The sequence below is a fragment of the Paenibacillus xylanexedens genome, assembly GCF_001908275.1.
GTDB classification, from domain to species: Bacteria; Bacillota; Bacilli; order Paenibacillales; family Paenibacillaceae; genus Paenibacillus; species Paenibacillus xylanexedens_A.
Map to the genome: position 1 here is coordinate 3,982,500 of NZ_CP018620.1, position 25,513 is coordinate 4,008,012.

The following is a 25,513-nucleotide window of genomic DNA, read 5'->3' on the forward strand; positions in this document are numbered from 1 at the left end:
TCGGAGTTCGTTGAATTCCGACAAGAGGAGAGCGAATCATGAGAAAAATATCATTGAAAATGCCGGTAGCAGCAGTTATGACATCCTTGCTCATTCTTACTACAGCCTGTTCGGGCGGAAGCTCAAGCACAGGCACAACCAGTGATGGCAAGAAGGAAGTAACTGTATCGTTCCGTTCTTCAGGATCTGAAGATACACTTACGAAGTTTTTCCAATCAGGCTTGGTGGATCAATTTGAGAAAGAAAACCCGGATATCAAAATCAACATTGCGCCTGTATTGGCAAGTGAGGGTGATTATACGTCCAAAATGGTTTTACAGATGAAATCGCCTGACACGGCGCCAGATGTTATTGCCGAAGATACATCCATCATCAAATCCGATGCTGCTGCGGGATATCTGGAGCCGTTGGATACACAGGTTCAGGGATGGTCCGATTGGGAAGAACACATCATCGACAACCTGAAGGCAGGGGTTACCGGCGAAGACGGCAAGGTGTATGGCGTTCCGGCTACTTCGGATACACGCGGGATCTGGTACAACAAGGAACTGTTCCAACAGGCGGGTCTTGAAGTTCCATTCAAACCTGCAAGCTGGGCAGAAGTACTCGAAGCAGCACGTACCATCAAGCAAAAACTGCCGGGTGTGACACCACTTAATATGATTGTGGGCAAAGCGAACGGTGAAGGAGTTACCATGCAAACGCTGGAAATGCTGCTCTATGGTACGGCGGATACGCTGTATAACGACACGAGCAAAAAATGGGTCGTTAACAGCCCGGGGCTGCTGGATTCTTTCAAATTCATAGATCAAGTGTTTAACACGGATAAAACAGGTCCAACCATGCAGGTTGCCTTGAATGGACAAGCTGGCAGTATTGCCTTCCAGCAACAGTTCCCACAAGACAAACTGGCGATGGCTGTAGATGGTAGCTGGGCAGGTTCGACATGGGCCGAGAACGGTGCTGCTCCAATTGCCAACGTTGAAGAGAAAATAGGCTTTGCACCATTCCCGACACAAAATGGGGAAGAACCTGGAGCAACTACAATGTCTGGAGGATGGGCTTGGTCGGTCCCTGCACAAGCGAAGAACAAGGAAGAAGCATGGAAATTTATCGAGTTTCTCATGAATAAGGAAAATGCGACTGCACGCGTAGTGGCGGAAGGCAGCCTCAGCCCACGTAATGATTCCACAGAAGTGGAAGGTTATACGGATCGTCCATATACCAAAGAAGCACAGGAACTTTTGAATGTGGCCCACTTCCGTCCTGCGAACGATCAATATGCAGCGGTATCCGCACAATTGCAAAGCATTGTTGAGAGCATTGCCTCTGGCAAGCTGACGCCGGAAGAGGGAGTTACGCAATTAAAGGACAACGTATCCCGTTCCCTTGGCGCGGACAGCATCGAAGAGAAATAAGGATATTGATATATTCGGAGGGGGAGGCACAATCTCCCCTTTTTCCGGTTCGAATGGAGAGTGACTTATGAAAAGGAAAGCACCAGGTTCATTTCTGTTTCTAATGCCTTCCGTACTGTTATTACTTGTGTTTTTCATTGTTCCCATCATTCTGACGATCTGTTTTGCCTTTACGAATATGGCTCTGACTGGGGCGGCAGCCAAGAGTTTGGAGTTTGTCGGATTCCAGAATTTCATTAATATGTTCCATGATCCGGACTTCCGGATTAGTGTCTGGCGCACGCTGGTCTTTCTCATCTTCTCCGCAGTGATTGGTCAGGTATTGCTTGGGTTCATTCTGGCTCTTCTAATGAAGGAGAAAAATGTGACCTTCCGCCGGGTCATCGGCATCATCGTCATTGCCGGTTGGGTGACACCCGAGATTGTCGTGGCATTCTGTATGGTCGCCTTTTTCAGTGACAATGGTTCATTGAATCAGATCCTCGGCTGGTTTGGGGCGAATCCAGTCTCCTGGTTGTTCAGTTTCCCTATGGTGAGTGTAATTATCGCAAATATCTGGCACGGCACAGCCTTTTCAATGATGGTCTATCAGTCGGCACTGGATGATATCCCGAAGGAAGTCGAAGAAGCTGCCATTATTGACAGCGCTACCGGGTTCCAGATTGTCAGACACATTACGATTCCAATGGTAAAAGGGTCCATCGTGACTAACATGATGTTGGTTACCCTACAGACACTGGGCGTGTTCACGCTGATCTATACGATGACCGGTGGTGGCCCGGGTACTTCAACACAAACCTTGCCGATCTTCATGTACAACCAGGCCTTTGTGAACTATCAATTTGGATACGGCACAGCCATATCTCTGGTTCTGTTGTTCATCGGTATTATCGCCAGCCTGTTCTACATGCGATCTATGAAAGTGAAAGTGTAACCATGAAGGAGGTTCGATCCCTATGGTCAAACATGGGCTTCAACGCAAAATTCAGTACGGGATTCTAGTTTTTCTAGGGCTCTGTTTTTTATTGCCGCTGCTCTGGATCATTCTGGCTTCATTTGACCCGAACGCGCAACAGGGCATCAAAATGCCCAGTACCTGGACCATTCAAAATTTCAAGGATGTACTCGGGGATTCGAGCAATCTTCGTTCATTCGGTGTAGGCCTGATTCTGTCGGGAGGGCAAGCGATATTGGTTGTTCTGGTATCTGTTCTTGCTGCTTATCCTTTATCTCGTTATGAAATGAGATTCAAAAAAAGCTTCTTGTTATCCATTCTGTTCATGACAGCTCTTCCGATTACTGCCGTGATGGTTCCGGTATTTCAAATGTTTCTGTTCTTCAAAATGCAAAATAGCATCATTGCCACGATGCTGTTTCTGACCGCATCCTCACTTCCTTACGGCATCTGGATGATGAAAAACTTCATGGATTCGGTGCCGATTGATTTGGAAGAATCGGCATGGATTGACGGAGCGTCCGTGTGGAGTAGTTTGAGACGAATCGTGGCGCCATTGATGTTGCCCGGTATCGCAACGATAGCGATATTTACTTTTTCGGGAAGTTGGGGCAACTTCTTCGTGCCATACATCCTGCTCCAGACACCGGAGAAACTTCCGGCATCGGTCACGATTTATCAATTTTTCGGCAGCCACGGTATGGTTGAATACGGAAGATTGGCTGCATTTTCACTACTTTATACAATGCCTTCGGTTGTGCTATATATTTTCTCCCAGCGTTACATGTCCAAGGGCTTCAGCATGGGCGGGGCAACCAAAGGTTAATGACAGGAGGTACGCAACATGACAACCAAAAAGACGGCACATCTCATCTCGCATACCCATTGGGACCGCGAATGGTATATGCCTTATGAACACCATCATGTACTGCTCATTGAGCTGATGGATAAACTGCTGGACACGCTTGATCAGGACCCGGAATATCGCTATTTCCATCTGGATGGGCAGACGATTATTCGTGAAGATTATTTGCAGGTTCGGCCCGAACAACAGGAGAGACTTGACCGTTATATTCGTGAAGGACGCATCCATTTTGGCCCATGGTATGTGTTACAGGATGAGTTTCTGACCAGCAGTGAGGCCAACTTGCGTAATCTGCTCATCGGTCATCGGGATGCTCGACCTTTGGGTGTGATATCCAAGACGGGATACTTCCCAGACTCGTTTGGAAATATGGGACAGGCACCGCAGATTCTGCAACAGGCGGACATTCATAACGCGATCTTCGGGCGCGGGGTAAAGCCTACGGGATTTAATAATGCGGTGGTTGATGCAGACAGTTATGAATCTCCCTATTCGGAGATGATCTGGCGTTCGCCGGATGGTTCGGAAGTGCTCGGCATTTTGTTCGCGAATTGGTACTGCAATGGGATGGAAGTTCCGGTTGATCCGGAGAAAGCCCGAGTATATTGGGATAAAAATCTGGAGGATGCCGAGAAGTTTGCCTCGACTCCACATCTGTTGTTCATGAATGGTTGTGATCACCAGCCGATCCAGACGGATCTGCCCGAGGCTTTACGTACGGCGGCTGCGTTGTATCCTGATGTAGAATTTATCCACTCCAATTTTGACGATTACATTGAGGCGGTTACGAAGGAAGTGCCTGAACATCTGGCGACCATTGAGGGCGAGCTTCGCAGTCAGCACACGGATGGTTGGGGAACACTGGTGAATACGGCATCTGCCAGGGTTTATCTGAAACAGTTGAATCAGCAGGGGCAGATGTTGCTTGAAAAAGTAGCCGAACCACTCGCCGCCATGGCCCATATAGCTGGGGTAAAGGATTATCCGCACCATCTGTTGACACATGCATGGAAGATGCTGATGCAGAACCACCCGCATGATAGCATCTGCGGATGCAGTGTCGATGAGGTTCACCGTGAGATGGTGACCCGCTTCGCCAAGAGCAGACAGCTTGCAGAGAAATTGGTTTCCCAGAGCGCGCAGGCGATTGCTGAGTCCATTCATGTGCAACCTGCTGAGGCTTGGGGAGAGGAAGCAGTGCTGTTCACCGTGTTCAACACGAGTGGGTGGAATCGAAATGGAATCATTGAGATGGATCTGATTGTGGACAAAGCATTTTTCCCAGAAGGTCCTAATCCTCAATCCCTTGCGCAAAAGTTGGAAGAGGATGCGTTACCATCGTATCAGCTGGTCGATTCAGATGGACGCACGTATTCGGCAGAAATCAAGGATCTGGGTGCGCATTTCGGCTATGAACTTCCGAAGGATCGCTTCCGACAGCCTTATATGGCTCGTAAAGTAAGAGTGACTTTCCAGGCGGTGGATGTACCTTCGCTGGGATATAAGACATATGCTCTCATTCCAGTAGAGAAGCAAGCAGAGATTGTTGAGATTGTTGAAGTGCCCGATACGAGCGAACTCATCCAGGTGCAGGGAATGATGATGGAGAACGGTCATTTGCGGGTGACAGTTGAAGAGAATGGTACGGCTACAATTGAAGATAAGGTCTCCGGTGCTGTATACAGGGGATTGAATTCATATGAAAATACCGGTGATATCGGCAATGAATATGTCTACCGTCAACCGGAGGGAGAGACCACGCTGACAACGGAGCATCTGAAGGCGGACCTGCGGATTGTGGAGCAGTCTCCGTATCGGGCAGTTATGGAAAGTGTATTACGCTGGGATATTCCTGCTGAAGCAGACGAATTGTTTGAGCTGGAGAAGCGCCAAATGGTTCCTTTTACAGAACGGAAGGCACAGCGAGTCAAGAACACTGTTCCGTTGGTGATTACGACAACGTATACGTTGGAAGCGGGCAGTAATATGGTCAAGGTAAAATCTGACTTTAACAATCAGGCCAAGGATCATCGACTGCGCGCACTCTTTCCATCAGGACTGGTGACAGAGGATCATTATGCAGATTCCATCTTTGAAATCGCCAAACGTTCCAATACACCGGCCAAAGAATGGGTGAATCCGAGTAATGCGCAGCATCAGCAAGCGTTTGTACATGTGACCGATGGTGATCATGGCTTGATGATTGCGAACAAAGGGCTGAATGAATACGAAATTTTACAGCATGAAGAGGGCAGTACGATTGCGGTTACGCTGCTGCGTGCCTCTTCGGAACTGGGAGATTGGGGTGTGTTTGAAACATCAGAAGCCCAATGTCTGGGACCTCAGAGTGTGGAATATGCTATTATTCCATTTGCGGGCGATGCGGCACAGTCAGGTGCATGTGCATCCGCATATGCGTATCCGATTCCGTGGACGACTGTACAGCTAGGGTCATTAGCGCGTACGTTTGAGCGGGAAGGTCACGTCGAAGCTAATGGGCAGAAGGTGGAACTACCTCTGTCGAAGCATTGGTTGGCGTGGAATACACAAGGTTCGACACTGGCATTCTCCTCACTTAAGATCGCAGAGGAAACCGGAGATTTGATTGCTCGCTGGTATAATCTAAACTCCGAACCCGTTGAGTTGAACGTGCAAACTGGATTCGAAACAGCCTCCGTTTATGAGAGCGATGTGCTGGAACGGGTTAAGGACACGTTGGAGGGACACAGCCAGACGGTATCGGGGTACAAGATTGTTACACAAGGGTATGCGTTACGTTGAGTTGATTTTGAACATCATAATTATAGAAACCTTCTGTTCACGGTAGAGTGGACAGGAGGTTTTTGTTAGTCAAAATAATCACCCACTAAAGGTCGTTAATATAGTGGCTTGTTAACTCGGTATAAGTTCTTTTGTCCAATCAAATAATTAACATTTTATTTATTGACTTAATTTGTAAAAGAGGATATTGTATTCTATATAAATACTTATTTACCATAATATAGAGTTTTGAATAGCTGGCCAGCTTTCAAATATATTTAAAAATTGAGAGGGAGATATAAAAATGAAAAAAGTGGTTTCAGCTTTATTAGTTACAGCATCCTTATTTGTTGGTAGTGTCGCTTCTTTCGCTTATTCAGAAGAGTCAGTTAGTATAATTCCTACCAGAATGCAGGCGGGAACAATATTAGAGTATGACGGATCTAATCAGATGGTTATTTTGGAAAAGGGTGAACCAGTAAATATCCCTTCCGTCTATCAAGGTCAAACAACAAAGAGTGTCACACAAAAAATAGATCTTGATAAATTAAAAATTGAAGAAGAATTCATTGAAAAAATTAAAGAAGAAGCGAAAAATTTGCCTGTATATAAAGTTGAGAACCCTCTTCCACAGCCAGGTTTGAAAGTTATATACGATGGCGAGGGTTACATAAAGGAGTTTGTTTTCCCTCAAGGGAACGACTTCGCATTAGCTGCTTATAAAGCCCTACCAAGAGGCACTAGAAAAGCAACCGGAACCTATACTTATGGAGATAACAATAATAAAATTACAATTACAACGAGCACTGTTCTTGGTGAGGGACGATTCACTAATTTTACTGATACAACTGGCGAAAACAGTAACACTTTGAAAAAAGGTGATGCAGCAACAAGAGGAGACATAGATAATCCTAAATATGAGCAAGTTTTGGATGCGCGAAATTTGGATAATAATATATTTGCAAATGTAACTAAGAGAGATAATGGAGCGCTTCCAGACGCGACATTAGATATTTGGAAAACTGGAGTAGAACTTTTCGACCTAAAATGGTCTTCCTCCCTATCGTTTAAAGGAAGATACTTCTATACATTCTAATTTATAAGATTTTTATAAAGGGGGCGATATATTCGCCTCCTTATCGTATCTTCTTAATGAAAAGGATGATGAATCATGAAAAAAAAATTTTCAATCATAAAATTTATTTCAGTCATAATTACCCTACTTCTCTTCATTGGGGGATGTAGTTCCGAAAAACAAGCAATTGAAAAAGTGAACCCGACTGATATGCAAACCATTGGTCCACAAACCCATGAATATCTTTCAATTACAAACACCGAGTATGTTAATGGAAAAGATACCAATGATGGAATGGTAATGAGAGTATACACATATGATATCCACACTAAGAATCTAACTAAATTAGCTGATTTACCCTATAACTCTCAATATCCCTTAACAGTGGCTTCATTAGCAGAAGACACCATCTACTATTCGGGATCTGGAAAAGATAAGGGTGACGAATTGTTTTCCTATGATATAAAAACACAGATCACCCAGCAATTAAGCTCCGACTTATTTGCAATCAATTCGATTATTCCGGATACCGTTGATCATACATTAGTTATGGCTGCTGTTAAGAACGGAGAACGACCTGTCAAAGTTATGTTTTTTGATAAAGAAACTCAAGACATGACCATATTGAATGACAATGATTCGGATACAACAACATGGGATATTTCTTATGATCCAGAAACAAGAAAATCCTATGCCATCCAATATTCAGAAGAGGAGCAATATAATCATATGGAGGAGTCCAATAAAACGCAAACTCCGATGGTTCCTCCAAACCATACGATCATTGAGATAGATCCAATCTCTAAACAGACGCGCAAGGTTATTGAACTAGAGGAGGAACAAATTCTAACCTTATCAACAAGGGGAGACCAAATTCTTATTGCTACTGCAAAGCATATCAACAAGTATCCAATTAAATATAGTATGGTTAATATTAAAACAGGAGAAAGAAACGAAATTGACCTTCCCATTAAGGCCAGTAGTGAATTGTTTTTGTCCAAAGACGGGCAGGGTTTCTATTTCCTCGGAGAAAATACACAAGCAAACGAAAATCAGGAAAGAGGGATTTATTTCTATGATTTGAAAACGCAACAAGTGGAAGCCATATTTCTTCAAAAAGAGGGCTTCATTAATAATTTTATGCTTTTAACGAATCCCATAAAAATAAATTAAATTCTCCTTAAACACTTCCTTAGAGCTAAACGTCACTTACCAATTTGTGGCGTTTTTTTAGTTTGGGTTAAAACACGTTCTTTAAAAATGAGGATGTCTATTTCGTTTTATCCCCAATATAGAAAAATGTGGTATTATTGTGCTAGTTTGTTGTAATGGAGGTAGACCTAATGATTTATATTTTATTTGTATTCATCGTAGTAGTGATTATTGCACTTAGCCTTTGGATTCTGAGTTTAACACGTAAACACAAGAGATCAGGGGGATTCACTAAGGAAAATTACGACTTAAAAGCTATTACTATCGCTGATATAGACAAGATGGAGGATGGCTCTGGTTTCGAGATGTACTTGTACAGATTGTTAATTGAGTTGGGCTATTCAGGGGTTTATAAAACTTTAGGAAGTCGCGATTTTGGTGCTGACGTAGTTTTCACTGATCGGGAAGGTGTTAGAAATGTCATCCAAGCAAAGCGATACTCAATAGAGTATCCAGTCGGCATCAGCGCTGTACAAGAGGTGTTTTCTTGCATGAGATATTACAAGGCTAAGAAAGCAATCGTAATTACTTCATCCCACTTCACAGAGTCGTGTGAGACATTAGCTGGTATTAACTTTGTAAAGTTGATTGATCGAACTGACTTAATTCATGTGATTGAGGCTTTTAGAGACGGTGATATGATTGAGGCGCGTGACTTCATTGAAGCGGAACCGAGGATGATACTTGAATCCTGGTCGGAAGCGAATAGCAATACGCTACATGAGGTTCGAAAAGATTACAAGGCAGAAAAGTATGTAAAAAAAGTGATGAGTAAGTGAAAACAGATAGCATAGTATTCAGTAGAAAAATGATTGATTCCGTTGACTGTTCATACATAACCTAAGTGGGAAGAGGGGGTTCATCTTAGTGAGGAAATTAAGCTGGGTTATTTTATTTATAGTCCTAATTTTGGACCTATGTCAAAAAAGTAGACACTACGCTGCCGATTTGTCCGTAAATTTCATTGCAAAACGAGCAGGGGAAAGATACCCTAGCGCGCCATGCATTCGCTTGCGGTTGTAATAGAACTCAATGTACTGGTAGATGGCAGTATAAGCCTCTTCCGGTGTCTTAAAACGAGGGTTGCAGTAAATGAGTTCCTTCTTTAAAATACTGTGCCATGACTCAATACAGGCGTTATCATAACAGTTTCCTCGGCGGCTCATGCTTGATTCCATTCCGTATGATTTTAGTTGCTCCACGTATTCTTTTGACGTGTATTGAGAGCCGCGATCCGAGTGATGGAGTAATCCCGGAGCGGGGCGTTTGGCATTGTAAGCTTCCTCCAGTGCACCCATCACCAAACTGGTTTCCATATGATTATATAGACGCCAGCCTACAATTTCACGTGTGCACAGATCCAGAACGCTGGCGAGATATAGACGACCTCCTCGGCAAGGAATGTAGGTGATGTCGGTAACCCATACCGTATTCGGTTTGGACGTTTTAAATTGCTGATTCAGCGTATTTGGCGCAAGGGGATGGTCGTGTTTGGAATCCGTAGTCTGAACGCGATATTTGGGCATGACCACAGAACGTAGATTCATTTGACGCATGTATATACTGACGGTACGGGAAGAGATTCGCAACCCTTCTAAATGGAGCAGATACGTAATTTTAGGGCTTCCACACCGCATCTGGTGGTCGTAAAAATGATACCGAATACGCTTCATGACCTCGTCTTTACGGTTCTGCCGCATGCTGGTTCGGTCCATTCGCCATTTGTAATATCCGCTCCGTGATACTTGAAAGGTTCTGCACATCTTCTCCAAAGAAAACTCGGAGCGATGATCTTCCACAAACTGAAATCTTAGCTCTTTGGTTTGCTGAAGATGTGCACTGCTTTTTTTACAATCGCCAGTTCTTCTTGTGTATCCGCAAGCGTGTGATCTTTCTCTTGAAGCAACCGGCGCATCTCTTGAAGCTCTGCTTCCAGTTCCTTCACTCGATCTACGCTGGCAACAGGCTCATGTTTTAGTTCGCGGTACTTACTCATCCATTGGTGCAACGTACTTTTTGGAATGTTGAGTTCTTCTGCCAAATCTCCAAGTGTCTTCGTCTGCTCTTGAATGAATTTGACCGTTTGTTTTTTGAATTCTTCGTTATATCGTTGCCGCTGTTCTCCCATGTGGACACCTCCGTTAGTCTTATTATCCTTCCGTCCGTTAACGGGTGTCCACTTTTTATTCTAGCTCCATTTTGTACTTTATTTCGATGTACTCACTATATTCTCATATGAATAATAAATGGCTAGTTAGTCCTCCCAACTATGTAATTCTAATTCTTTCTATTTTAGTATTAGCTATAGCCATACTTGGTTTTAAAGATACATCGATCAAGTCTACGAAGGTAAGAAGTTGGATCTCAACGGTTCTATCCTTAGTATTGATCTTCATCCTTTTGGGTGCTCTGTCATTTACATCGATATTTTCTGGATACAAACAATTACTTACGACTACGCATTCACCAGATAAGCACTATACAATTAGTTTCTATAAAACTAACGCTGGAGCCATGGGATCGTTTGGCGTTATAGGGGAATTAAAAGGCCCACTTTGGTTTAAAAGAGTATTTTATTATGAGGGAAAGACGGATCAGGTAGACTTGGAATGGGTCGATAACCACACGATTTCAATTAATGATCAAAAAGTTAATTTATTAAATGGTGAAACTGTACGCCGTAGCTCGTAATTTTATAGTATTTTTTTCTTAACTGATAGCTAAAGTGAAATTCCTTTACGGAGTTTCGCTTTTTTTGCGTTTCGATAAAAAGGTGAAGAGAAGTGCTCATGATCAGATGAGTATAGCTCATATAAGTCGGAAGATACGATAAGAGATTGAACTGAATGATTTTAAAAGAAGATGAACGTGTCGTGATTTTATACATTTATTGTCGTGAGTTTCTATTAAAAATAGATTAAGTCTGTGATAACTTATAGATAAATGTCAGAATATTATATAAGATGAATGTAACATTTACGCGCACACGAAGAGTGCAGAACCAATCTGTAGAAGCGAAGCGTTCACCTAAAAGCTTTCTGAAAGAAAGCTACATCGGAAGCATACGCTATACCCGGATTTTCTCCATTAAGAAATGATTCAAAAAATACGGGGATAACAGTGATCGGAAGATGGTACTGCAATCGGAGTGGCTGAGTGTGAATTTTACAGGTTCAGCTTATATCCTATGGAGGTAAGACAACAGTGGGCATTCGAATTGGAAAAATTAGCTTGTGGCATGTTCATGCATGGGATTACATCAAGCAGGCACAGGAACATGAGGATACAGTCATTGCAGCCGTTTGGGATGAAGATGCCAAGCGCGGACAGGAAGCGGCTGAACGTTTAAACGTACCATTCTATGCTTCACTCGAAGATATGCTGGCCAAGGATGACATCGATGCCGTTATTGTAGATGCGCCAACCCGCATTCATGAAGAGGTGATCACCGCTGCTGCAAAAGCAGGTAAACACATCTTCACAGAGAAGGTTATTGCATCGACACAGGCGGAATCCAATAGAATCCTTAATGAGGTAAAGGCAAACAACGTCAAGATGACAGTCTCCTTACCTCGACTGAATGCAGGGTATACGTTAACGATTCAGGATGTCCTTAACCAGGGATTACTTGGTAAAGTGACTTATGTTAGAGCGCGTTTATCGCATGATGGAGCAATTTCCAACTGGTTGCCTGAACACTTCTATGATCTGAAGGATTGTCAGGGTGGTGCGCTGATTGATCTGGGCTGCCATCCAATGTATCTCGCCAAACTGTTTCTGGGTCAGGAAGTAACAGCGGTTAATGCGAACTTTGGATATATTACAGGCAAAGAAGTGGAAGATAATGCAGTTGCAACCTTGTTTACGGATTCCGGAGCAGTTGGCGTTGTTGAAGCTGGTTTTGTGAACAGCCATTCTCCATTTACGATTGAGGTTCATGGTACGGAAGGTACGCTTCTGTACGGAACACCCGAAGAAAAGCTATTGATTCGCACGAAAGCAGCACAGGGACAGTATCAAGAGTGGACTGAACTTCCTTTGGCAGATCAAAGAGAAAGCGCATTCAATCAATGGGTTGCACATATACAGAATGATACGGATGCAACTGAAAACGTGCAGATCGCTATGGAGCTGACCCGTTTGATGGAAGCAGCGAATCTTTCAGCTAAGGAAGGGCGCAGAATTACTCTGAAAGAGTTGAAGGGTTAGGTTTTATTAAGGAGGTGTGCAATCTTGAGCCTGTATCCTTATGAGAAAATGCTTGAACGGCAGGATCTCCTGGAGAGACTGGATATTTCAATGGTTTGGGGACATTATGAGATTCGCGTGATGCGATTTCATCTGACTTCTTTTCCAGCGGGCCGAGTTGTGGATTTCCATAATCATGCGGAGTTTGAATTTCATTTTATCCCGAGAGGTAAAGGTAAAGTTATTCTGGATGATCAGACACATGCACTCTCGGAAGGTATGCTGTATTTGACTGGACCGGGTGTCGTTCATTATCAGGAGGCTGATGCCAAAGAGGACATGGATGAATTATGTCTTCATGTGGATATCGTTCACAAGCCAAGGGAACATGTCGATCCCTGGGAAGCAGCAGAATCCGAGGAAACGATGGAAAAGCTGAGAACGCTTCCGCTTACTCCGGTAAATGATTATCATCGGGCAATGCATTGTTTTTTGGAAGCCTATGAAGCATGTGATCAGAAATTGTTAGGTTATTATACATCGATCAAGCAACTGGTCATCAGCATATTACTTAAAACCGTGCGAGCATACGACACCGGGGGGAATCGACCGGAAGCCCCTGTGCGGGATATGTCGGTGTATCGCTATGAGTATGCAGTGCAGTATATGGAGGCGAATCACCCTTCAGTGGTCACACTGGAGCATGTAGCTGAGAAACTTCATATTAGCAGCAGACAATTGCAGCGAATCTTCTACCAAGTACAGCCGGAGATGCCGTTCAGCCGTGTACTGGAGGATATTCGTTTGCGCGCCGTGTGCCGCAATCTGGAGGAAAGTAACGTATCCATTGAACAGATCGCACTTGCTTCAGGATTCAATAATGCCAACTATTTGCATGCTGTATTTCGCAAACGTCTGGGGATGACCCCGTCGGCTTTTCGCAAAATGAAACAACCAATACTTAAGTGAGGGTGAATATATATGAGTAAAGTATATCGTATCGGAATTATTGGCTGTGGTGGAATCGCGAATGGCAAACATCTGCCGAGTCTGAGTAAATTGGATAATGTTGAACTGGTGGCTTTCTGTGATATCGTTCAGGAACGTGCGGATGAAGCCAAACAGAAATATGGCAATACTGAAGCCGAAGTCTACACGGATTATCAGGAATTGCTCAAGGATGAGTCTTTGGACATTGTGCATGTGCTTACACCGAATATTTCTCATGCTGAGATTTCCATTGCTGCCCTGGAGGCAGGCAAACATGTCATGTGTGAGAAGCCAATGGCGAAGACATCTGCTGAAGCACAGCTCATGCTGGAAGCGGCAGAACGTACCGGCAAGAAACTGACCATCGGATACAACAACCGTTTCAGAGAAGACAGTCAGTATTTGAAGAAGGTGTGCGAAGCTGGTGACCTGGGGAATATTTATTTTGCCAAAGCACATGCAATTAGACGTAGAGCAGTACCAACATGGGGTGTTTTCCTGGATGAGGAGAAGCAAGGTGGCGGTCCATTGATTGACATTGGTACGCACGCACTTGATCTGACGCTCTGGATGATGGATAACTATCAACCAAAAGTTGTGCTGGGTACGACTTATCATGAGCTTTCGCAACGTGAAAATGCGGCCAATGCCTGGGGCCCTTGGGACCCAAAACAATTCTCCGTAGAGGACTCGGCCTTTGGCATGATTGTGATGGAGAATGGAGCAACGATCATGCTGGAATCCAGTTGGGCACTGAACTCACTGGATGTGGATGAGGCGAAATGTAGCTTGAGTGGTAGCGAAGCGGGTGCGGACATGAAGAACGGACTGCGCATCAATGGCGAGAAATTTAGCCGTTTATACACCAATGAGATTGAACTGAGTGCAGGCGGGGTAGCTTTCTACGATGGTAAGAGTGAGAGCGCACCGGATGTTGAGATGAGAAAGTGGATTGAAGCGATTGAGAACGATCAGGAGCCAGTCGTTACACCGAAACAAGCACTAGTTGTATCTCAAATCTTGGAAGCACTCTATGAATCTGCTCGCACGGGCAAGGCTGTGTACTTGAATAACGGTAGCGAAGCATAGAAAAGGCTTAAAACAATAAATTACAAAACCCTTTGTCCTGTTATTTGGGGCAGAGGGTTTTTGGTGTACGGGCAAAATAACGAGAAGGAAGATGCATCTGCTGCGTGTAGATGCGTTTTTTTTGTGCCAAAATGCTTCAATTTGGGGGTGGTTAGAAAAAAATATGAATTTACTTGAAAAAAAAGTATTGCATATAAGTTTAGTCGGAATTATATTAATGGTATAAGGTCTAGACCATATACAGATCGGAGTGTTTAGATGTCCAGTACGTTTTCATTTCGTTTTGAGAAAGTATCTACCAAAAAGGTTAGTGAATTCATTAGGGAACAACTGGAAGAAGCCATTATTTTGAAAGAATTAATGAGTGAAGAACAGCTTCCAGCCGAGCGAGATCTGGCAGAGATTTTTAACGTAAGCCGGATTACCGTTCGCGAGGCACTCTCTTCACTGGAAGAGAAAGGCTTGATAGAGAAAAGGGTGGGTGCCAAAGGCGGAACATTTGTACTGCCTCTGACAGCCAATTCGCATAAACGGACCAGAGAAGAAATTAAACGGGATTGGTTACAGATGCTGAAGGTGTTTGAATATCGAACCATCATCGAGCCAGAGGGAGCTTTTCTCGCTGCTGAGCGGATCACCGCAGGCGAACTGGAGCTGCTTGAGGGTTACGTGGAACAAAGTATAGAGCCAGACTGCACAAGGGAATGGTTCAGGGCGCTGGATGTGAAATTTCATCTAACCATCGCCAAGGCTTCGGGGAATCCGTACTGCGAGAGAGCCGTCAGACAGATCCGGACGAAAATTAATCCGGCTCTCGACCTGATGCCTTATGATGACCGGATACGTACCGTCAACCACGGTGTACATATGGAGATTCTTGAAGCATTGAAAGCCCATGATAGCACCAAGTCTAAGGAGACGATGAAAAGGCATATCGAATTCTCAGCGGATGCAATCTATGCCCGTTTGGTTTCTGAATCGGACAAAAATGAAGGGAATGACAGCAAATGAATCGTTCAGAACTAATACAGCTGGCTCAGCCACTACAAGCCCAGTTAAGCGCTTGGCGCAGAGATTTACATCAGCATCCGGAGATCGGTTATGAGGAGCATCGCACATCCGCTATCGTAGCTGAGCATCTGGAAAGCCTGGGGTTGGAAGTTACACGCAATGTCGGACAGACCGGGGTTACAGGCCTGCTTCGCGGAGAGACCGATGGACCAACCTTTGCCTTGCGCGCAGACATGGATGCTCTGCCGATCCAGGATCAGAAAGCGGTGGAATACCGCTCGCAAGTGGATGGCAAAGCGCATCTGTGTGGACATGACGCTCACACCTCCATCCTGATGGGAGCCGCCCAACTGCTTACTGGTCTTGGAAGACCGAAATCAGGCAACATCAAATTTATTTTCCAGCCAGCAGAAGAGGGACTTGCAGGTGCAAGAGCCATGATTCAGGACGGTGTTCTGGAGAATCCAAAGGTTGATGCCATCGCAGGATTACACATGACACCTGGACAGAACACGGGAACCTTGGGTGTGAGTCAAGGCGTGGCGTTTGCATCAGCTGATCCCTTGATTATCAAGGTGTTTGGCAAGGGTGGCCACGCAGCTCGTCCGCATGAGGGTATTGATGCAATCGCGGTATCCGCTCAGGTCATCACCGCATTGCAAAATATCGTCAGTCGGATGGTTGATCCACTTGAACCGGCAGTAGTCACGATTGGCAAAATCACGGGAGGTTATATGGGAACAGCCATCGCCCCCGAAGTGGAGATGATTGGTACGGTTCGTACACTCTCACCTGCCATTCGTGAGCGGATGCCAGCTTTGATCGAGCAGGTTGTTAAAGGGGTCTGTGATTCATTCGGAGCAGGATGCGAAGTTGTCTACGGCGATGGATACCCTGTTGTCGTGAATGATCTCGGTATGGTTGACCTGCTAACAGAGACTTGTGATCAGGTTAATGCGGAGAAGGGATGGACTTATATCAAACCCTCCACAGGGGGCGAGGATTTCGCGTTTTATTGTGAACAGGTTCCGGGTGTGTTTTTCAGACTAGGATCTGGGAATGATGAGGAACGTACTCGCTATCCACTCCACCATCCCATGTTTGATCTCGATGAGACAGCGATGCCTTATGGTGTGGGCATGTTGTCTGCAGTAGCACTTGAATTTTTGGCACGGAATACAACTTCTGAGGGGGAGCAATCACAATGAAAAAAAGACAATGGACAGGCTTGTGGATCACGTTACTGGCAGTCGTAATGGTACTCAGCGCTTGCGGAGGAAAATCGACAAGCACAAATGATAGTTCCGCAACAGAAGGAACGGGCAGTGGAAGCGCAAGTACAACACTGACCGTTGCTGCGGCAACCGATATTGAGAGTTTCGATCCGCACAACAACAACAACACCTCCAGTGAGGCGGTTCTGGTCAACGTTTTTGATTATCTGATCAAAAATGACAGTGAACAGAAAAAAGTTGCGGGACTTGCGACATCATGGGATCAGGTTGATGATACAACATGGAGATTCAAGCTGCGTGAAGGTGTTACCTTCCACAATGGCGATCCATTCACTTCAGCAGATGTAAAATACACGCTGGAGCGTGTAGCCAAGGACGAGACACTTAAACAAAACAGTTATTTCAAAAATATCGTAGAAGTTAAAGCGGTGGATGACTATACCGTAGATATTATCACGGATGGTCCAGATCCATTGCTCCTGAATCGTCTGTCCAAAATGGGAGCAGGCATTCTGCCAGCAAAATATATTGCGGATAAAGGATTCGATGCTTTCCTGAAACAACCGGTAGGCACAGGACCTTACAAGTTCAGTAAATGGACCAAAGATGATCGTGTGGAACTGGTGAAAAACGAGAACTACTTTGACGGTGAACCAAAATGGAATGAAGTGGTATTCCGCGTTATTCCTGAAGCCTCCACACGGGTATCCGAATTGCTTGCTGGTGGTGTAGATGTGGCGTCTTCCATTCCGTCCACTGACATTGCCCGGATCGAAGGCGAAGCAGACAAAAAGATTGTCAAAGCACCAATCCAACGTGTACTTCAGTTGATCTTCCGTCAGACAGAAGGCAGCATCACGGCTGATCCGAAAGTACGTGAAGCCATTGACCTGGCTATCGACAAACAAGGAATCGTGGACAGCATTGCTGGCGGAGCAGGTATCGTAACCCGCACATCCGTAACACCAGGCAACTTCGGTGCTGATCCTTCATTGTACAAAACGTCACTTTATGATCAAGAAAAAGCGAAACAGTTGCTGCAAGAAGCTGGCTATGCGGAAGGTGAAGCCGAGATGACCATCTCCGTTTCCGCACAATACAAAGAACAGGCTGAAGTTGTTGCAGCGATGCTGGAACAAGCCGGATTCAAAATCAACCTGGATGTCCTGGAAGCAAGTGCATTCAGTGAACGTTACAGCTCCAAATCATTCAAAGAAATCTTCATGATTGGTATTGGTAACTCCTTGTTCGACGCTTCGAATAACTACAATCGTTATATGTTGGAAGAAGCAAAAGGCGAGTCGGATTATAACAATCCTGAAGTAGAAAAACTGCTTCAATCGGCATTGGTGAACATGGACCCTGCAGCTCGTGAGAAAGAGTATCAGCAAGTACAACAAATTTTCTCTGAAGAGCGCCCAGCCGTATATCTGTACCAAATGGAAGGTGTCTACGGAACAAATGCTAAAGTGAGCTTCGCGCCGCGCAGTGACGAGATGTTCTATGCTGACGAGATTACACCTGTTGCACAGTAACATCGGGTATAACAACCGGTCATTGAAAAGATAGGCCGTGAACGGCAGGGACTGGATAACCATGTTCCTGCCGTTCTTTTTTAAAAGGGAGGTGAACAAGGAATGGGCAAATACGTACTTAAGTCACTACTGCAGATCATTCCGGTGCTGTTCATTGTTTCATTAATTGTGTTCATTTTGGTTCGAGTCACCGGTGATCCGGTTGCGCTAATGTTGCCTGAAACGGCTACCGCTGAAGATCGTGCTGTCTTGACGCAGGCACTTGGTTTGGACCAGCCTTTATATACGCAATACGTGAAGTTTCTGGGCAGTGCGATACAGGGAGACTTTGGTCAATCTTTTCGCTACAATCAGCCTGCGTTAGAGCTTGTGCTGGAGAGATTGCCTGCCAGCTTTGAACTGGCGGTAGCCGCCATGTTTTTTGCTGTACTTATGGCTGTGCCACTTGGAGTCATTTCAGCTGTCAAACGCAATACGTTTACCGATCTCATTATTTCAGGAATATCCGTCATTGGTAAGGCGATGCCAAACTTCTGGATGGGGATTATGCTTATCCTCTTGTTCTCCGTCATGCTGGGCGTATTGCCGGTATCCGGTCGGGGAGGATTGTCACATCTGATCTTGCCTGCATTCACGCTTGGCGTTGGACTGGCTGCGCAGATGACCCGACTGATTCGCTCCAGCATGCTGGAGATTCTCAACCAGGACTATATTCGAACAGCTCGTAGCAAGGGGCTTGGCCGGATGGTTGTCATTGTGAAACATGCGTTTCGAAATGGACTGATTCCGGTCGTAACGATTATGAGTTTGCAGTTTACAAGTCTGATCGGGGGCACTTTGATTACGGAAACGGTATTCTCCTGGCCTGGACTGGGTCAGTTGCTGGTCGTTGCAGTCAACACACATGATATGGCGATTGTACAGGCAGCGGTGTTTGTCATTGCCTTTATCGTTGTGGTAATCAACATCTTGACGGATGTAGCTTACAGGCTACTCGATCCGCGCATCAAATACGACTAGAAGGAGGTGCAATCATATGACAGGCAGCAATGAAATGCCAATTCCGGGTACAGAACAGGAACAAGACAATGGGCGTGCACCAACGGGATTTCGTTATATCTGGCAACAACTGATCATCAGCAAGACCGGAATGTTTGGTGCTGTGCTTGTATTGTTGGTTGTGTTAATTGCCATAGGTGCACCTCTATTGACGAGTCATGATCCGGCAGCGGTTAATCCGCTTAACCGACTTAAACCACCAGCATGGCTTGAGGGCGGAACGGCCGAATACTGGCTGGGTACAGATAATCTGGGTAGAGACATGTGGAGTCGAATTGTATATGGTGCCCGAGTTTCCTTAATCGTGGGGATGGGTGCCGTGATTGTATCAGGAATCATTGGCGCGATTCTGGGGCTGGTATCCGGATTCTATGGGAAATGGCTGGATGCTGTCATCATGCGTGTAGGTGATGCATTCATGGCGATTCCAACCATTCTGTTCATGCTTGTTGTGATGGCGATTGTTGGCCCGGGTATTACAACGTTGATCTTTGTCATCGGGGTGACGAACTGGGTTCCATTCACCCGTGTGGTAAGAAGTGAGGTTCTTAGTATTAAACAGCGGGATTTTGTTCATGCGGCCAGATCGATTGGCGCGAAGAATGGAAGATTGATTCTGAAACACATTCTGCCGAATATCCTTTCATCCTTTATCGTCATCTGCGGTATGAATGTCGGCACAACGATTATTATGGAAGCTTCACTCAGTTTCCTGGGTCTAGGTATCAAACCACCTGATGTATCCTGGGGAGGGATGCTCAGTGATGGCAGACAATACGTTGCAACAAGCTGGTGGGTCGCTACATTCCCGGGACTAGCCATTACATTTACCGTACTCGGTGTTATTTTCCTTGGAGATTGGCTGCGTGATGTGCTTGATCCACGTACGGAGACAACCCATAAATAAACGGAGAAGGGAGCCATCATTATGAATCAAAGACCAATTATGCCGGAGGATCTGAGTCAATATCGTTGGATTAGTCAGCCGGTGATCAGTCCGAACGGACGAGTGGCTTATGTGGAACAGACCATAGATCAGGATAAAAACGAATATAACACGCAAATTCGAGGGATTTCGCTCGATGGTGATGAAGATATTGCACTTTCGGATGGAACAAAAGATTCCTCACCTGCTTGGTCGCCGGATGGCACACAGCTCACATTCATTCGCTCAGTGGATGGTGGCAAAGGACTATGGACGCTCCATTCGGATCAAAAAGAGCCGGTCATGCTGATATCTCCCGCACGTAAAATATTGAGTTATATCTGGTCACCGAACGGGCAGTACATTGCGTTTACCAGCAAAGTACAACCGGAGGACCAACAGAAGAAAGCAGACGTCCAACAGGAGCCAGCACCTGTGCTGCGAGGTAAAGTCTTCGAGCGTACAACGCCGAAGGCGGAAGGGGCTGGCTGGTGGGACGGTCAATACAGCCAGTTGTTTGTATATGAGATCAAAAGCGGGGAAATCACGCAGGTGACTTCCGGGCTATGGAATATCAGTGCTCCGGCGTGGTCGCCAGATAGTCAGCAGCTTTCTTTCATTTCGAAGCAAGTAGAGGATGAGGAACTTGATGCGGATCTGCTGTACTTTACGGATATATACAGCGTTCGATTGGGAGAGAGTGATCTGTTCAAAATGACGGATTCCAGTCTGGCGATTAGCCAATTCTCCTATTCGTCCGACGGGCAGCAGCTGATCCTGATCGCCAGTGATCGTGAGTATGGAAGCGGGAGCCACAACAGCTTATACGCTGTTCCCGTTCATCGAGGTATACCCAGGCCAATCGCACCTCAATTAGATATGCAGATTGGTAATGCGGCGCTTGGAGATATGAAGTCGGCAGGTGCGTCACCTTCTCCTATCTCGGATGCCCATCATCCGGAACGCAGTGTATATGTTCTCGGAACACATAACGGGAATGTGGACGTGTACCGTATTCAAGAAGATGGGGCGTGTCAATCCGTTACGGGCGCTGGTGAAAAGGATGTGTATCAGTATACCTTAACGTCAGATGGTACGTCGCTGGTTATCGCTGCGTTGACGGATGAACACCCTGGAGAGTTATATCGCGTGGATATCGACAGTGGTGAAATGTTCAGACTCACCCGCAGAAATGATGAATTCTTGGCTGAATTAGCTGTTAATGTGCCTCTACGTGTAGAGTTTAAGTCTTCCGATGGATGGCCGCTTCAAGGTTGGTTAGCCACACCGGCAATACGTGACACCAATGGGAAACTGCCACTGATTTTGCAGATTCATGGTGGACCCCACGCAATGTATACGGGAACATATAGTCATGAGATGCAGACACTTGTTGCGCAAGGTTACGCTGTGCTGTGGATCAATCCTCGCGGAAGTATGGGATACGGTCAGGAGTTTGCCAGAGCTTGTCGTGGTGACTTTGCCGGAGGTGATTACCGGGATCTGATGGAAGCTGTTGATTATGCCCTGGCTACATACGATTTCCTTGATGCTTCACGTCTGGGTGTGGCAGGTGGCAGTTATGGAGGAGTGATGACCAACTGGATTGTAGCGCATACCCACCGATTCAAGGCGGCTGTAACTCAGCGATGCATCTCCAACTGGTTGTCCATGTATGGAACGAGTGATATCGGAATTTCTTATGTTGAGGGAGTCATCGGTGGTAATCCGGCCGAAAACGCCGAATTCCTGTGGTCCCGCTCACCACTAGCTCATGCACATCACATTGAGACGCCACTTCTGATCATGCACGGAGAGCAGGACTATCGGACACCAATTGCACAAGCGGAGGAATTATATACTACGCTAAAACGTTACGGCAAAAAGACCAAACTGATTCGTTATCCGGGCTCCAACCACAGTTTGCTGAAAAGCGGTAAACCTTCATTACGTATCGATAGCTTCGAACAGGTGAATGCCTGGTTCAATCAGTACCTCGGGAATGAGGAGGGCGAGCAATGAATCGAACTCAGCTGTCCATTCCTGTAGGGCTTCTTGTAGAGAATGTTCTGACAAGTGGGGAACCAAAAGAAGTGATTATTGATTGTTTACAACGTCGAGACTATTCCCGTTTGTTGCCTCTGGTTAAGGAATCCGCGATGGATTTTGATGAAAGACTACAGACAGCAGCTGATATCGGAGACGATTGGGAAAAGGCGATACGTCAAGGTTATGAGTTCAAGTTTTTGCATATTAACGGGTTGAAACGATTGCTCGATTTCCGGTTTGACCGTGAGGTGGATCGGGATTACGTTCAAGATGAGTTGTCTCTGAAGCATATTTGTCTGACCGCAGAAGAGATTGAACTGCTACAATCGTTGATTGGTAGGCAATGGCTGGTGCAAGTAGAAGAAGTAGAGGCAGCAGAAGAAGGCAGAACAGAGAGCGAGTCATCCTCTCACATTCCTGTCCGTATTCAATTGAAGTTCTCATAGTATGACTAGAAGAAGCCGCGATGATCGCGGTTTTTTTGCTATGTACAGGTAGAAATGAGGATGACTGAATTCAAAAGTTGAAATCGGCCTCTTCATGATTTATATTTATATTAAATGATATTATTATCTATCAAAAAATGCAGGTATAAAGAGGGGGACCTAGGATGTCCATTTCAAATGTTTTTGGAAAAATTCAAATATCGGATGATGTGATCTCCAAAATTGTCGGCAAGATCGCAAATACTACCAGTGAGATTTCCTCCATGTCGACAGGACTTATAGAAGGCATCACCAAAAAGTGGAGCGGGAAAAGTCTGCAAAATGGCATAGATATCCGCAAGGTAGAATCAAGACTGGAGATAAACTTAAAGATTGTCGTTTGTTATGGAACAAAAGTGCATGAAGTCTGCAGGGAATTGCAAAACAATGTGAGATTACATGTGGAACAGCTGACCGGATTAACCATTGATACGGTGAATGTGATCGTTGAGGGGTTATCATTCAACCAACCTGCTGCCAAGCTTTAATCCAATTTCAGCTACCTAGAGGAGTGACAGCGATGAATAAGATTTCCATAACAAAAGCCAGTCCACAATCATTAGTCGGCGGGCAACTAAATCAGATGGCACTTGAATATATGGCCTATTCGCTTGCAGGTACCAAGGATAAAGGCATTATAGAAAAAACATTTAACAAGTTATGGCGTTCGAATCAGAACCGATTCAGTCACAAATATGCTTATGAAGCTAAAATGGGTAACCAAACGCTGGGCATGATCATGTGTTTTCCGACCACTATAATGAACAAACTTGCTTTGCCAACGTTCTCCAAACTGTTTGAACTTCGGAAATGGAGCCTGATTAAGTATAATCTCCAACACTGGAAAGAGTTCTACTCCATGGTGACATTAAAAGAAGCGGAGAACGACGAGTACCACATCGGAACATTGGCTACGTTGCCTGAAAGCAGAGGACTTGGTGTAGGGACACAGCTCATTCATTTTGCTGAGGAGCAAGCTATAACACAAGGTCTGTCCAAATCCTCACTTACGGTTAAAAAGGAAAACCTACTAGCTATTAAACTCTACGAGCGTTTGGGATACCAGAGAGTAGGAGAAATCAATAAACCTTCGTTATCCCTGTACAGGATGTCCAAAAAACTGGTGTAATGTTTTCTGATAGGAATAGAACAAGCAGCTAACTGGAGAGTTTCATATATAAGCCCACATTGGAACAGTTAAAAGTGTGAGCTGGAGGGGCGCTTTATGCGTCCCTTTTTTAGTTCTTCAGATTTTTCTCATAAAAAAGTAACTTGACTTTTGTGGGTGTTTAAGCAGGTACTTGACAGGGGTGTGGTATAGTATAAAAAGTTCTTTTAATGAAGAAAGACGGAGAAATATACAATGTGGGGTGTAACCAGTGTATCAATATAAGGATCAGGAATATGAAGCAGTACATTTTGAGGGACGTGACCTGCGCTATGGAGAACTCATAAGTTGTGTTTTCAAGCAGTGTACATTTATGAACGCTTCTATGGAAGAAATCGAAACAAGTAACTGTCGTTTTATCGAGTGTGACTTCAAAGGGGCTTCCATGAATGGTTCGATTCATACGGAATCGGCTTTTGAAAACTGCACCTTCGGTGGTGCAAATCTCTTTGCTTCCAAATTCAGCTCCTGCAAGATGACAGGCTCAGACTTTTCAGGTGCTCAAATGGATGGCATCACACTAAGTCACGGCGATTGGTCCTATACCAATCTGAGACATACACGTTTGGGGAAACAGGATCTGCGAGGAATTCGTTTCTTTGAGGCTGACTTTACGGACACGGATTTCACCAAAGCGGATTTGAGAGACTGTGATCTTACCAGAGTTGTATTAAGCAGAGCCAAGCTGCAAGGAGCCGATCTTAGAGGGGCTAACCTGGAAGGCATCGATCTGAAATCACTGGATATCAAAGGCGTACGTTTGGATCGCGAACAAGCTGTTCTGTTTGTACGCTCATATGGTGCGAAAGTAGATTGAGTTGAACATACACAGCAGGAAGCCGCCCTTAAGGCGGCTTTTTTGACTTTGAGGTTTTCCGATTCAGAGAGAATAGGCAGGAAAAAGAGATCTAAACAAGAAGTAGTTAACATAAGTTTCAACTAAAAGGAGGTTATCATGTCCGTCACATTAATTATTTTTGTTGCTGTTATTGTCTTTGGGCTTACAACAGGCACGATCACTACGATTATGGCATTTAAACTGTTACGTAACAATAAAGAGAAACATCACCTTCGCAAGAGCATTCTGATGGACGGAATTCCAACAGAAGCAATAATTCATGATATTGTACAGACATCATCCAGTAGGGATGGAAGGCCTGGCGTGCGATTGGATTTGACTGTAACCCAAGTTGACGGCCGCACCTTCCCAACAATTGTAGAGACTTATATTCCAATCACACTTATTCCCCATTTTCAGAAAGGAAATGTCATTAACGTAAGATACATTGCGATGGGGAATGAACGAAAAGTTGAGGTAGAGGATGCCTACCTTCCGTGAGGTGCCACATGGTGGTAAGCTTCGGTTATCAGGCATATCAAAAACCATTACCTGAAACAACTCAGGTAGTGGTTTTTGATGTTAATTTAATTAAAAATGGTAACAAGCTGTTTAAGTTATCGACAGTCAGCAGTTAATCCTCTTCTTTTGACATA

24 protein-coding genes are annotated in these 25,513 nt (G+C 45.0%); 22 read left to right on the forward strand and 2 right to left on the reverse strand.

What is annotated here, in order from left to right; translation table 11 throughout:
* Positions 1-38: 38 nt before the first annotated feature.
* From BS614_RS17685 to BS614_RS17715, 7 genes are all read left to right on the forward strand, one after another.
* On the forward strand, positions 39-1,418 hold the full coding sequence (locus BS614_RS17685; RefSeq protein WP_036608296.1) for an extracellular solute-binding protein: 1,380 nt from the start codon (positions 39-41) through the stop codon (positions 1,416-1,418).
* 67 nt (positions 1,419-1,485) lie between these two features.
* Positions 1,486-2,352 carry a carbohydrate ABC transporter permease gene (locus tag BS614_RS17690; RefSeq protein WP_036608294.1) on the forward strand — a complete coding sequence of 289 codons (867 nt, stop codon included), beginning with the start codon at positions 1,486-1,488 and terminating at the stop codon, positions 2,350-2,352.
* A gap of 22 nt (positions 2,353-2,374) precedes the next feature.
* A complete protein-coding gene (locus tag BS614_RS17695; RefSeq protein ID WP_036608291.1) occupies positions 2,375-3,199 on the forward strand; it encodes a carbohydrate ABC transporter permease in 825 nt (274 codons plus the stop codon).
* Between the two features lie 18 nt (positions 3,200-3,217).
* A complete protein-coding gene (locus BS614_RS17700) occupies positions 3,218-6,019 on the forward strand; it encodes an alpha-mannosidase (protein WP_074094930.1) in 2,802 nt (933 codons plus the stop codon).
* A gap of 283 nt (positions 6,020-6,302) precedes the next feature.
* Complete coding sequence (locus BS614_RS17705) at positions 6,303-7,094, forward strand: hypothetical protein (RefSeq protein ID WP_074094931.1); 792 nt, start codon at positions 6,303-6,305, stop codon at positions 7,092-7,094.
* Between the two features lie 75 nt (positions 7,095-7,169).
* Positions 7,170-8,246 carry a hypothetical protein gene (locus BS614_RS31520; protein ID WP_157116110.1) on the forward strand — a complete coding sequence of 359 codons (1,077 nt, stop codon included), beginning with the start codon at positions 7,170-7,172 and terminating at the stop codon, positions 8,244-8,246.
* 170 nt (positions 8,247-8,416) lie between these two features.
* A complete protein-coding gene (locus tag BS614_RS17715) occupies positions 8,417-9,064 on the forward strand; it encodes a restriction endonuclease (protein WP_157116112.1) in 648 nt (215 codons plus the stop codon).
* A gap of 156 nt (positions 9,065-9,220) precedes the next feature.
* Here BS614_RS17715 and BS614_RS17720 read toward each other — a convergent pair whose 3' ends face one another.
* Both BS614_RS17720 and BS614_RS17725 read right to left on the reverse strand, forming a co-directional pair.
* Positions 9,221-10,084: an IS3 family transposase gene (locus BS614_RS17720; RefSeq protein ID WP_084174583.1), complete on the reverse strand. Its 864-nt coding sequence runs from the start codon at positions 10,082-10,084 to the stop codon at positions 9,221-9,223.
* A gap of 11 nt (positions 10,085-10,095) precedes the next feature.
* Positions 10,096-10,413, reverse strand: a complete 318-nt coding sequence (locus tag BS614_RS17725; protein ID WP_074094933.1) for a transposase — start codon at positions 10,411-10,413, stop codon at positions 10,096-10,098.
* Between the two features lie 107 nt (positions 10,414-10,520).
* Here BS614_RS17725 and BS614_RS32575 point away from each other — a divergent pair, with 107 nt between their 5' ends.
* The 15 genes from BS614_RS32575 to BS614_RS17800 all read left to right on the forward strand — a co-directional run bounded on the left by BS614_RS32575 (position 10,521) and on the right by BS614_RS17800 (position 25,358).
* Positions 10,521-10,976, forward strand: a complete 456-nt coding sequence (locus tag BS614_RS32575; RefSeq protein WP_167544405.1) for a DUF5412 family protein — start codon at positions 10,521-10,523, stop codon at positions 10,974-10,976.
* Positions 10,977-11,489: 513 nt separating this feature from the next.
* On the forward strand, positions 11,490-12,494 hold the full coding sequence (locus BS614_RS17735) for a Gfo/Idh/MocA family protein (protein ID WP_074094934.1): 1,005 nt from the start codon (positions 11,490-11,492) through the stop codon (positions 12,492-12,494).
* Between the two features lie 24 nt (positions 12,495-12,518).
* Positions 12,519-13,442 carry a helix-turn-helix domain-containing protein gene (locus BS614_RS17740; protein WP_244898152.1) on the forward strand — a complete coding sequence of 308 codons (924 nt, stop codon included), beginning with the start codon at positions 12,519-12,521 and terminating at the stop codon, positions 13,440-13,442.
* 12 nt (positions 13,443-13,454) lie between these two features.
* Positions 13,455-14,552, forward strand: a complete 1,098-nt coding sequence (locus BS614_RS17745) for a Gfo/Idh/MocA family protein (protein ID WP_074094936.1) — start codon at positions 13,455-13,457, stop codon at positions 14,550-14,552.
* Between the two features lie 258 nt (positions 14,553-14,810).
* Positions 14,811-15,563 carry a FadR/GntR family transcriptional regulator gene (locus tag BS614_RS17750; protein WP_074094937.1) on the forward strand — a complete coding sequence of 251 codons (753 nt, stop codon included), beginning with the start codon at positions 14,811-14,813 and terminating at the stop codon, positions 15,561-15,563.
* The gene (locus tag BS614_RS17755) at positions 15,560-16,771 is read left to right on the forward strand and encodes a M20 metallopeptidase family protein (RefSeq protein ID WP_074094938.1); all 1,212 of its coding nucleotides are present in this window, start codon (positions 15,560-15,562) and stop codon (positions 16,769-16,771) included. The genes BS614_RS17750 and BS614_RS17755 overlap by 4 nt, the downstream gene beginning before the upstream one ends.
* Positions 16,768-18,333: an ABC transporter substrate-binding protein gene (locus BS614_RS17760; protein WP_074094939.1), complete on the forward strand. Its 1,566-nt coding sequence runs from the start codon at positions 16,768-16,770 to the stop codon at positions 18,331-18,333. Before BS614_RS17755 ends, BS614_RS17760 begins: the two co-directional genes overlap by 4 nt.
* Before the next feature lie 102 nt (positions 18,334-18,435).
* Positions 18,436-19,353 carry an ABC transporter permease gene (locus BS614_RS17765; RefSeq protein ID WP_017688654.1) on the forward strand — a complete coding sequence of 306 codons (918 nt, stop codon included), beginning with the start codon at positions 18,436-18,438 and terminating at the stop codon, positions 19,351-19,353.
* Positions 19,354-19,369: 16 nt separating this feature from the next.
* Complete coding sequence (locus BS614_RS17770) at positions 19,370-20,299, forward strand: ABC transporter permease (RefSeq protein ID WP_157116116.1); 930 nt, start codon at positions 19,370-19,372, stop codon at positions 20,297-20,299.
* Between the two features lie 21 nt (positions 20,300-20,320).
* Positions 20,321-22,339 (forward strand): S9 family peptidase, encoded by a 2,019-nt coding sequence (locus BS614_RS17775; RefSeq protein WP_074094940.1) that lies wholly within the window; start codon positions 20,321-20,323, stop codon positions 22,337-22,339.
* Positions 22,336-22,812, forward strand: coding sequence for a hypothetical protein (locus BS614_RS17780; protein WP_074094941.1), 477 nt, complete (start codon positions 22,336-22,338; stop codon positions 22,810-22,812). The genes BS614_RS17775 and BS614_RS17780 overlap by 4 nt, the downstream gene beginning before the upstream one ends.
* 164 nt (positions 22,813-22,976) lie before the next feature.
* Entirely contained in the window at positions 22,977-23,339 is a 363-nt protein-coding gene (locus BS614_RS17785; RefSeq protein ID WP_074094942.1) for an Asp23/Gls24 family envelope stress response protein, read from the forward strand.
* A gap of 32 nt (positions 23,340-23,371) precedes the next feature.
* A complete protein-coding gene (locus BS614_RS17790; protein ID WP_074094943.1) occupies positions 23,372-23,980 on the forward strand; it encodes a GNAT family N-acetyltransferase in 609 nt (202 codons plus the stop codon).
* A gap of 250 nt (positions 23,981-24,230) precedes the next feature.
* Positions 24,231-24,836 (forward strand): pentapeptide repeat-containing protein, encoded by a 606-nt coding sequence (locus BS614_RS17795; protein ID WP_036608249.1) that lies wholly within the window; start codon positions 24,231-24,233, stop codon positions 24,834-24,836.
* 138 nt (positions 24,837-24,974) lie between these two features.
* Positions 24,975-25,358, forward strand: coding sequence for a hypothetical protein (locus BS614_RS17800; protein WP_074094944.1), 384 nt, complete (start codon positions 24,975-24,977; stop codon positions 25,356-25,358).
* The last annotated feature ends 155 nt before the right edge of the window (positions 25,359-25,513 follow it).

Coding starts and splice junctions, on each gene's coding strand:
- BS614_RS17685 (WP_036608296.1), top strand. CDS start 39: ATGAGAAAAATATCATTGAAAATGCCGGTAGCAGCAGTTATGACATCC.
- BS614_RS17690 (WP_036608294.1), top strand. CDS start 1,486: ATGAAAAGGAAAGCACCAGGTTCATTTCTGTTTCTAATGCCTTCCGTA.
- BS614_RS17695 (WP_036608291.1), top strand. CDS start 2,375: ATGGTCAAACATGGGCTTCAACGCAAAATTCAGTACGGGATTCTAGTT.
- BS614_RS17700 (WP_074094930.1), top strand. CDS start 3,218: ATGACAACCAAAAAGACGGCACATCTCATCTCGCATACCCATTGGGAC.
- BS614_RS17705 (WP_074094931.1), top strand. CDS start 6,303: ATGAAAAAAGTGGTTTCAGCTTTATTAGTTACAGCATCCTTATTTGTT.
- BS614_RS31520 (WP_157116110.1), top strand. CDS start 7,170: ATGAAAAAAAAATTTTCAATCATAAAATTTATTTCAGTCATAATTACC.
- BS614_RS17715 (WP_157116112.1), top strand. CDS start 8,417: ATGATTTATATTTTATTTGTATTCATCGTAGTAGTGATTATTGCACTT.
- BS614_RS17725 (WP_074094933.1), bottom strand. CDS start 10,413: ATGGGAGAACAGCGGCAACGATATAACGAAGAATTCAAAAAACAAACG.
- BS614_RS32575 (WP_167544405.1), top strand. CDS start 10,521: ATGAATAATAAATGGCTAGTTAGTCCTCCCAACTATGTAATTCTAATT.
- BS614_RS17745 (WP_074094936.1), top strand. CDS start 13,455: ATGAGTAAAGTATATCGTATCGGAATTATTGGCTGTGGTGGAATCGCG.
- BS614_RS17750 (WP_074094937.1), top strand. CDS start 14,811: ATGTCCAGTACGTTTTCATTTCGTTTTGAGAAAGTATCTACCAAAAAG.
- BS614_RS17755 (WP_074094938.1), top strand. CDS start 15,560: ATGAATCGTTCAGAACTAATACAGCTGGCTCAGCCACTACAAGCCCAG.
- BS614_RS17760 (WP_074094939.1), top strand. CDS start 16,768: ATGAAAAAAAGACAATGGACAGGCTTGTGGATCACGTTACTGGCAGTC.
- BS614_RS17765 (WP_017688654.1), top strand. CDS start 18,436: ATGGGCAAATACGTACTTAAGTCACTACTGCAGATCATTCCGGTGCTG.
- BS614_RS17770 (WP_157116116.1), top strand. CDS start 19,370: ATGACAGGCAGCAATGAAATGCCAATTCCGGGTACAGAACAGGAACAA.
- BS614_RS17775 (WP_074094940.1), top strand. CDS start 20,321: ATGAATCAAAGACCAATTATGCCGGAGGATCTGAGTCAATATCGTTGG.
- BS614_RS17780 (WP_074094941.1), top strand. CDS start 22,336: ATGAATCGAACTCAGCTGTCCATTCCTGTAGGGCTTCTTGTAGAGAAT.
- BS614_RS17785 (WP_074094942.1), top strand. CDS start 22,977: ATGTCCATTTCAAATGTTTTTGGAAAAATTCAAATATCGGATGATGTG.
- BS614_RS17790 (WP_074094943.1), top strand. CDS start 23,372: ATGAATAAGATTTCCATAACAAAAGCCAGTCCACAATCATTAGTCGGC.
- BS614_RS17800 (WP_074094944.1), top strand. CDS start 24,975: ATGTCCGTCACATTAATTATTTTTGTTGCTGTTATTGTCTTTGGGCTT.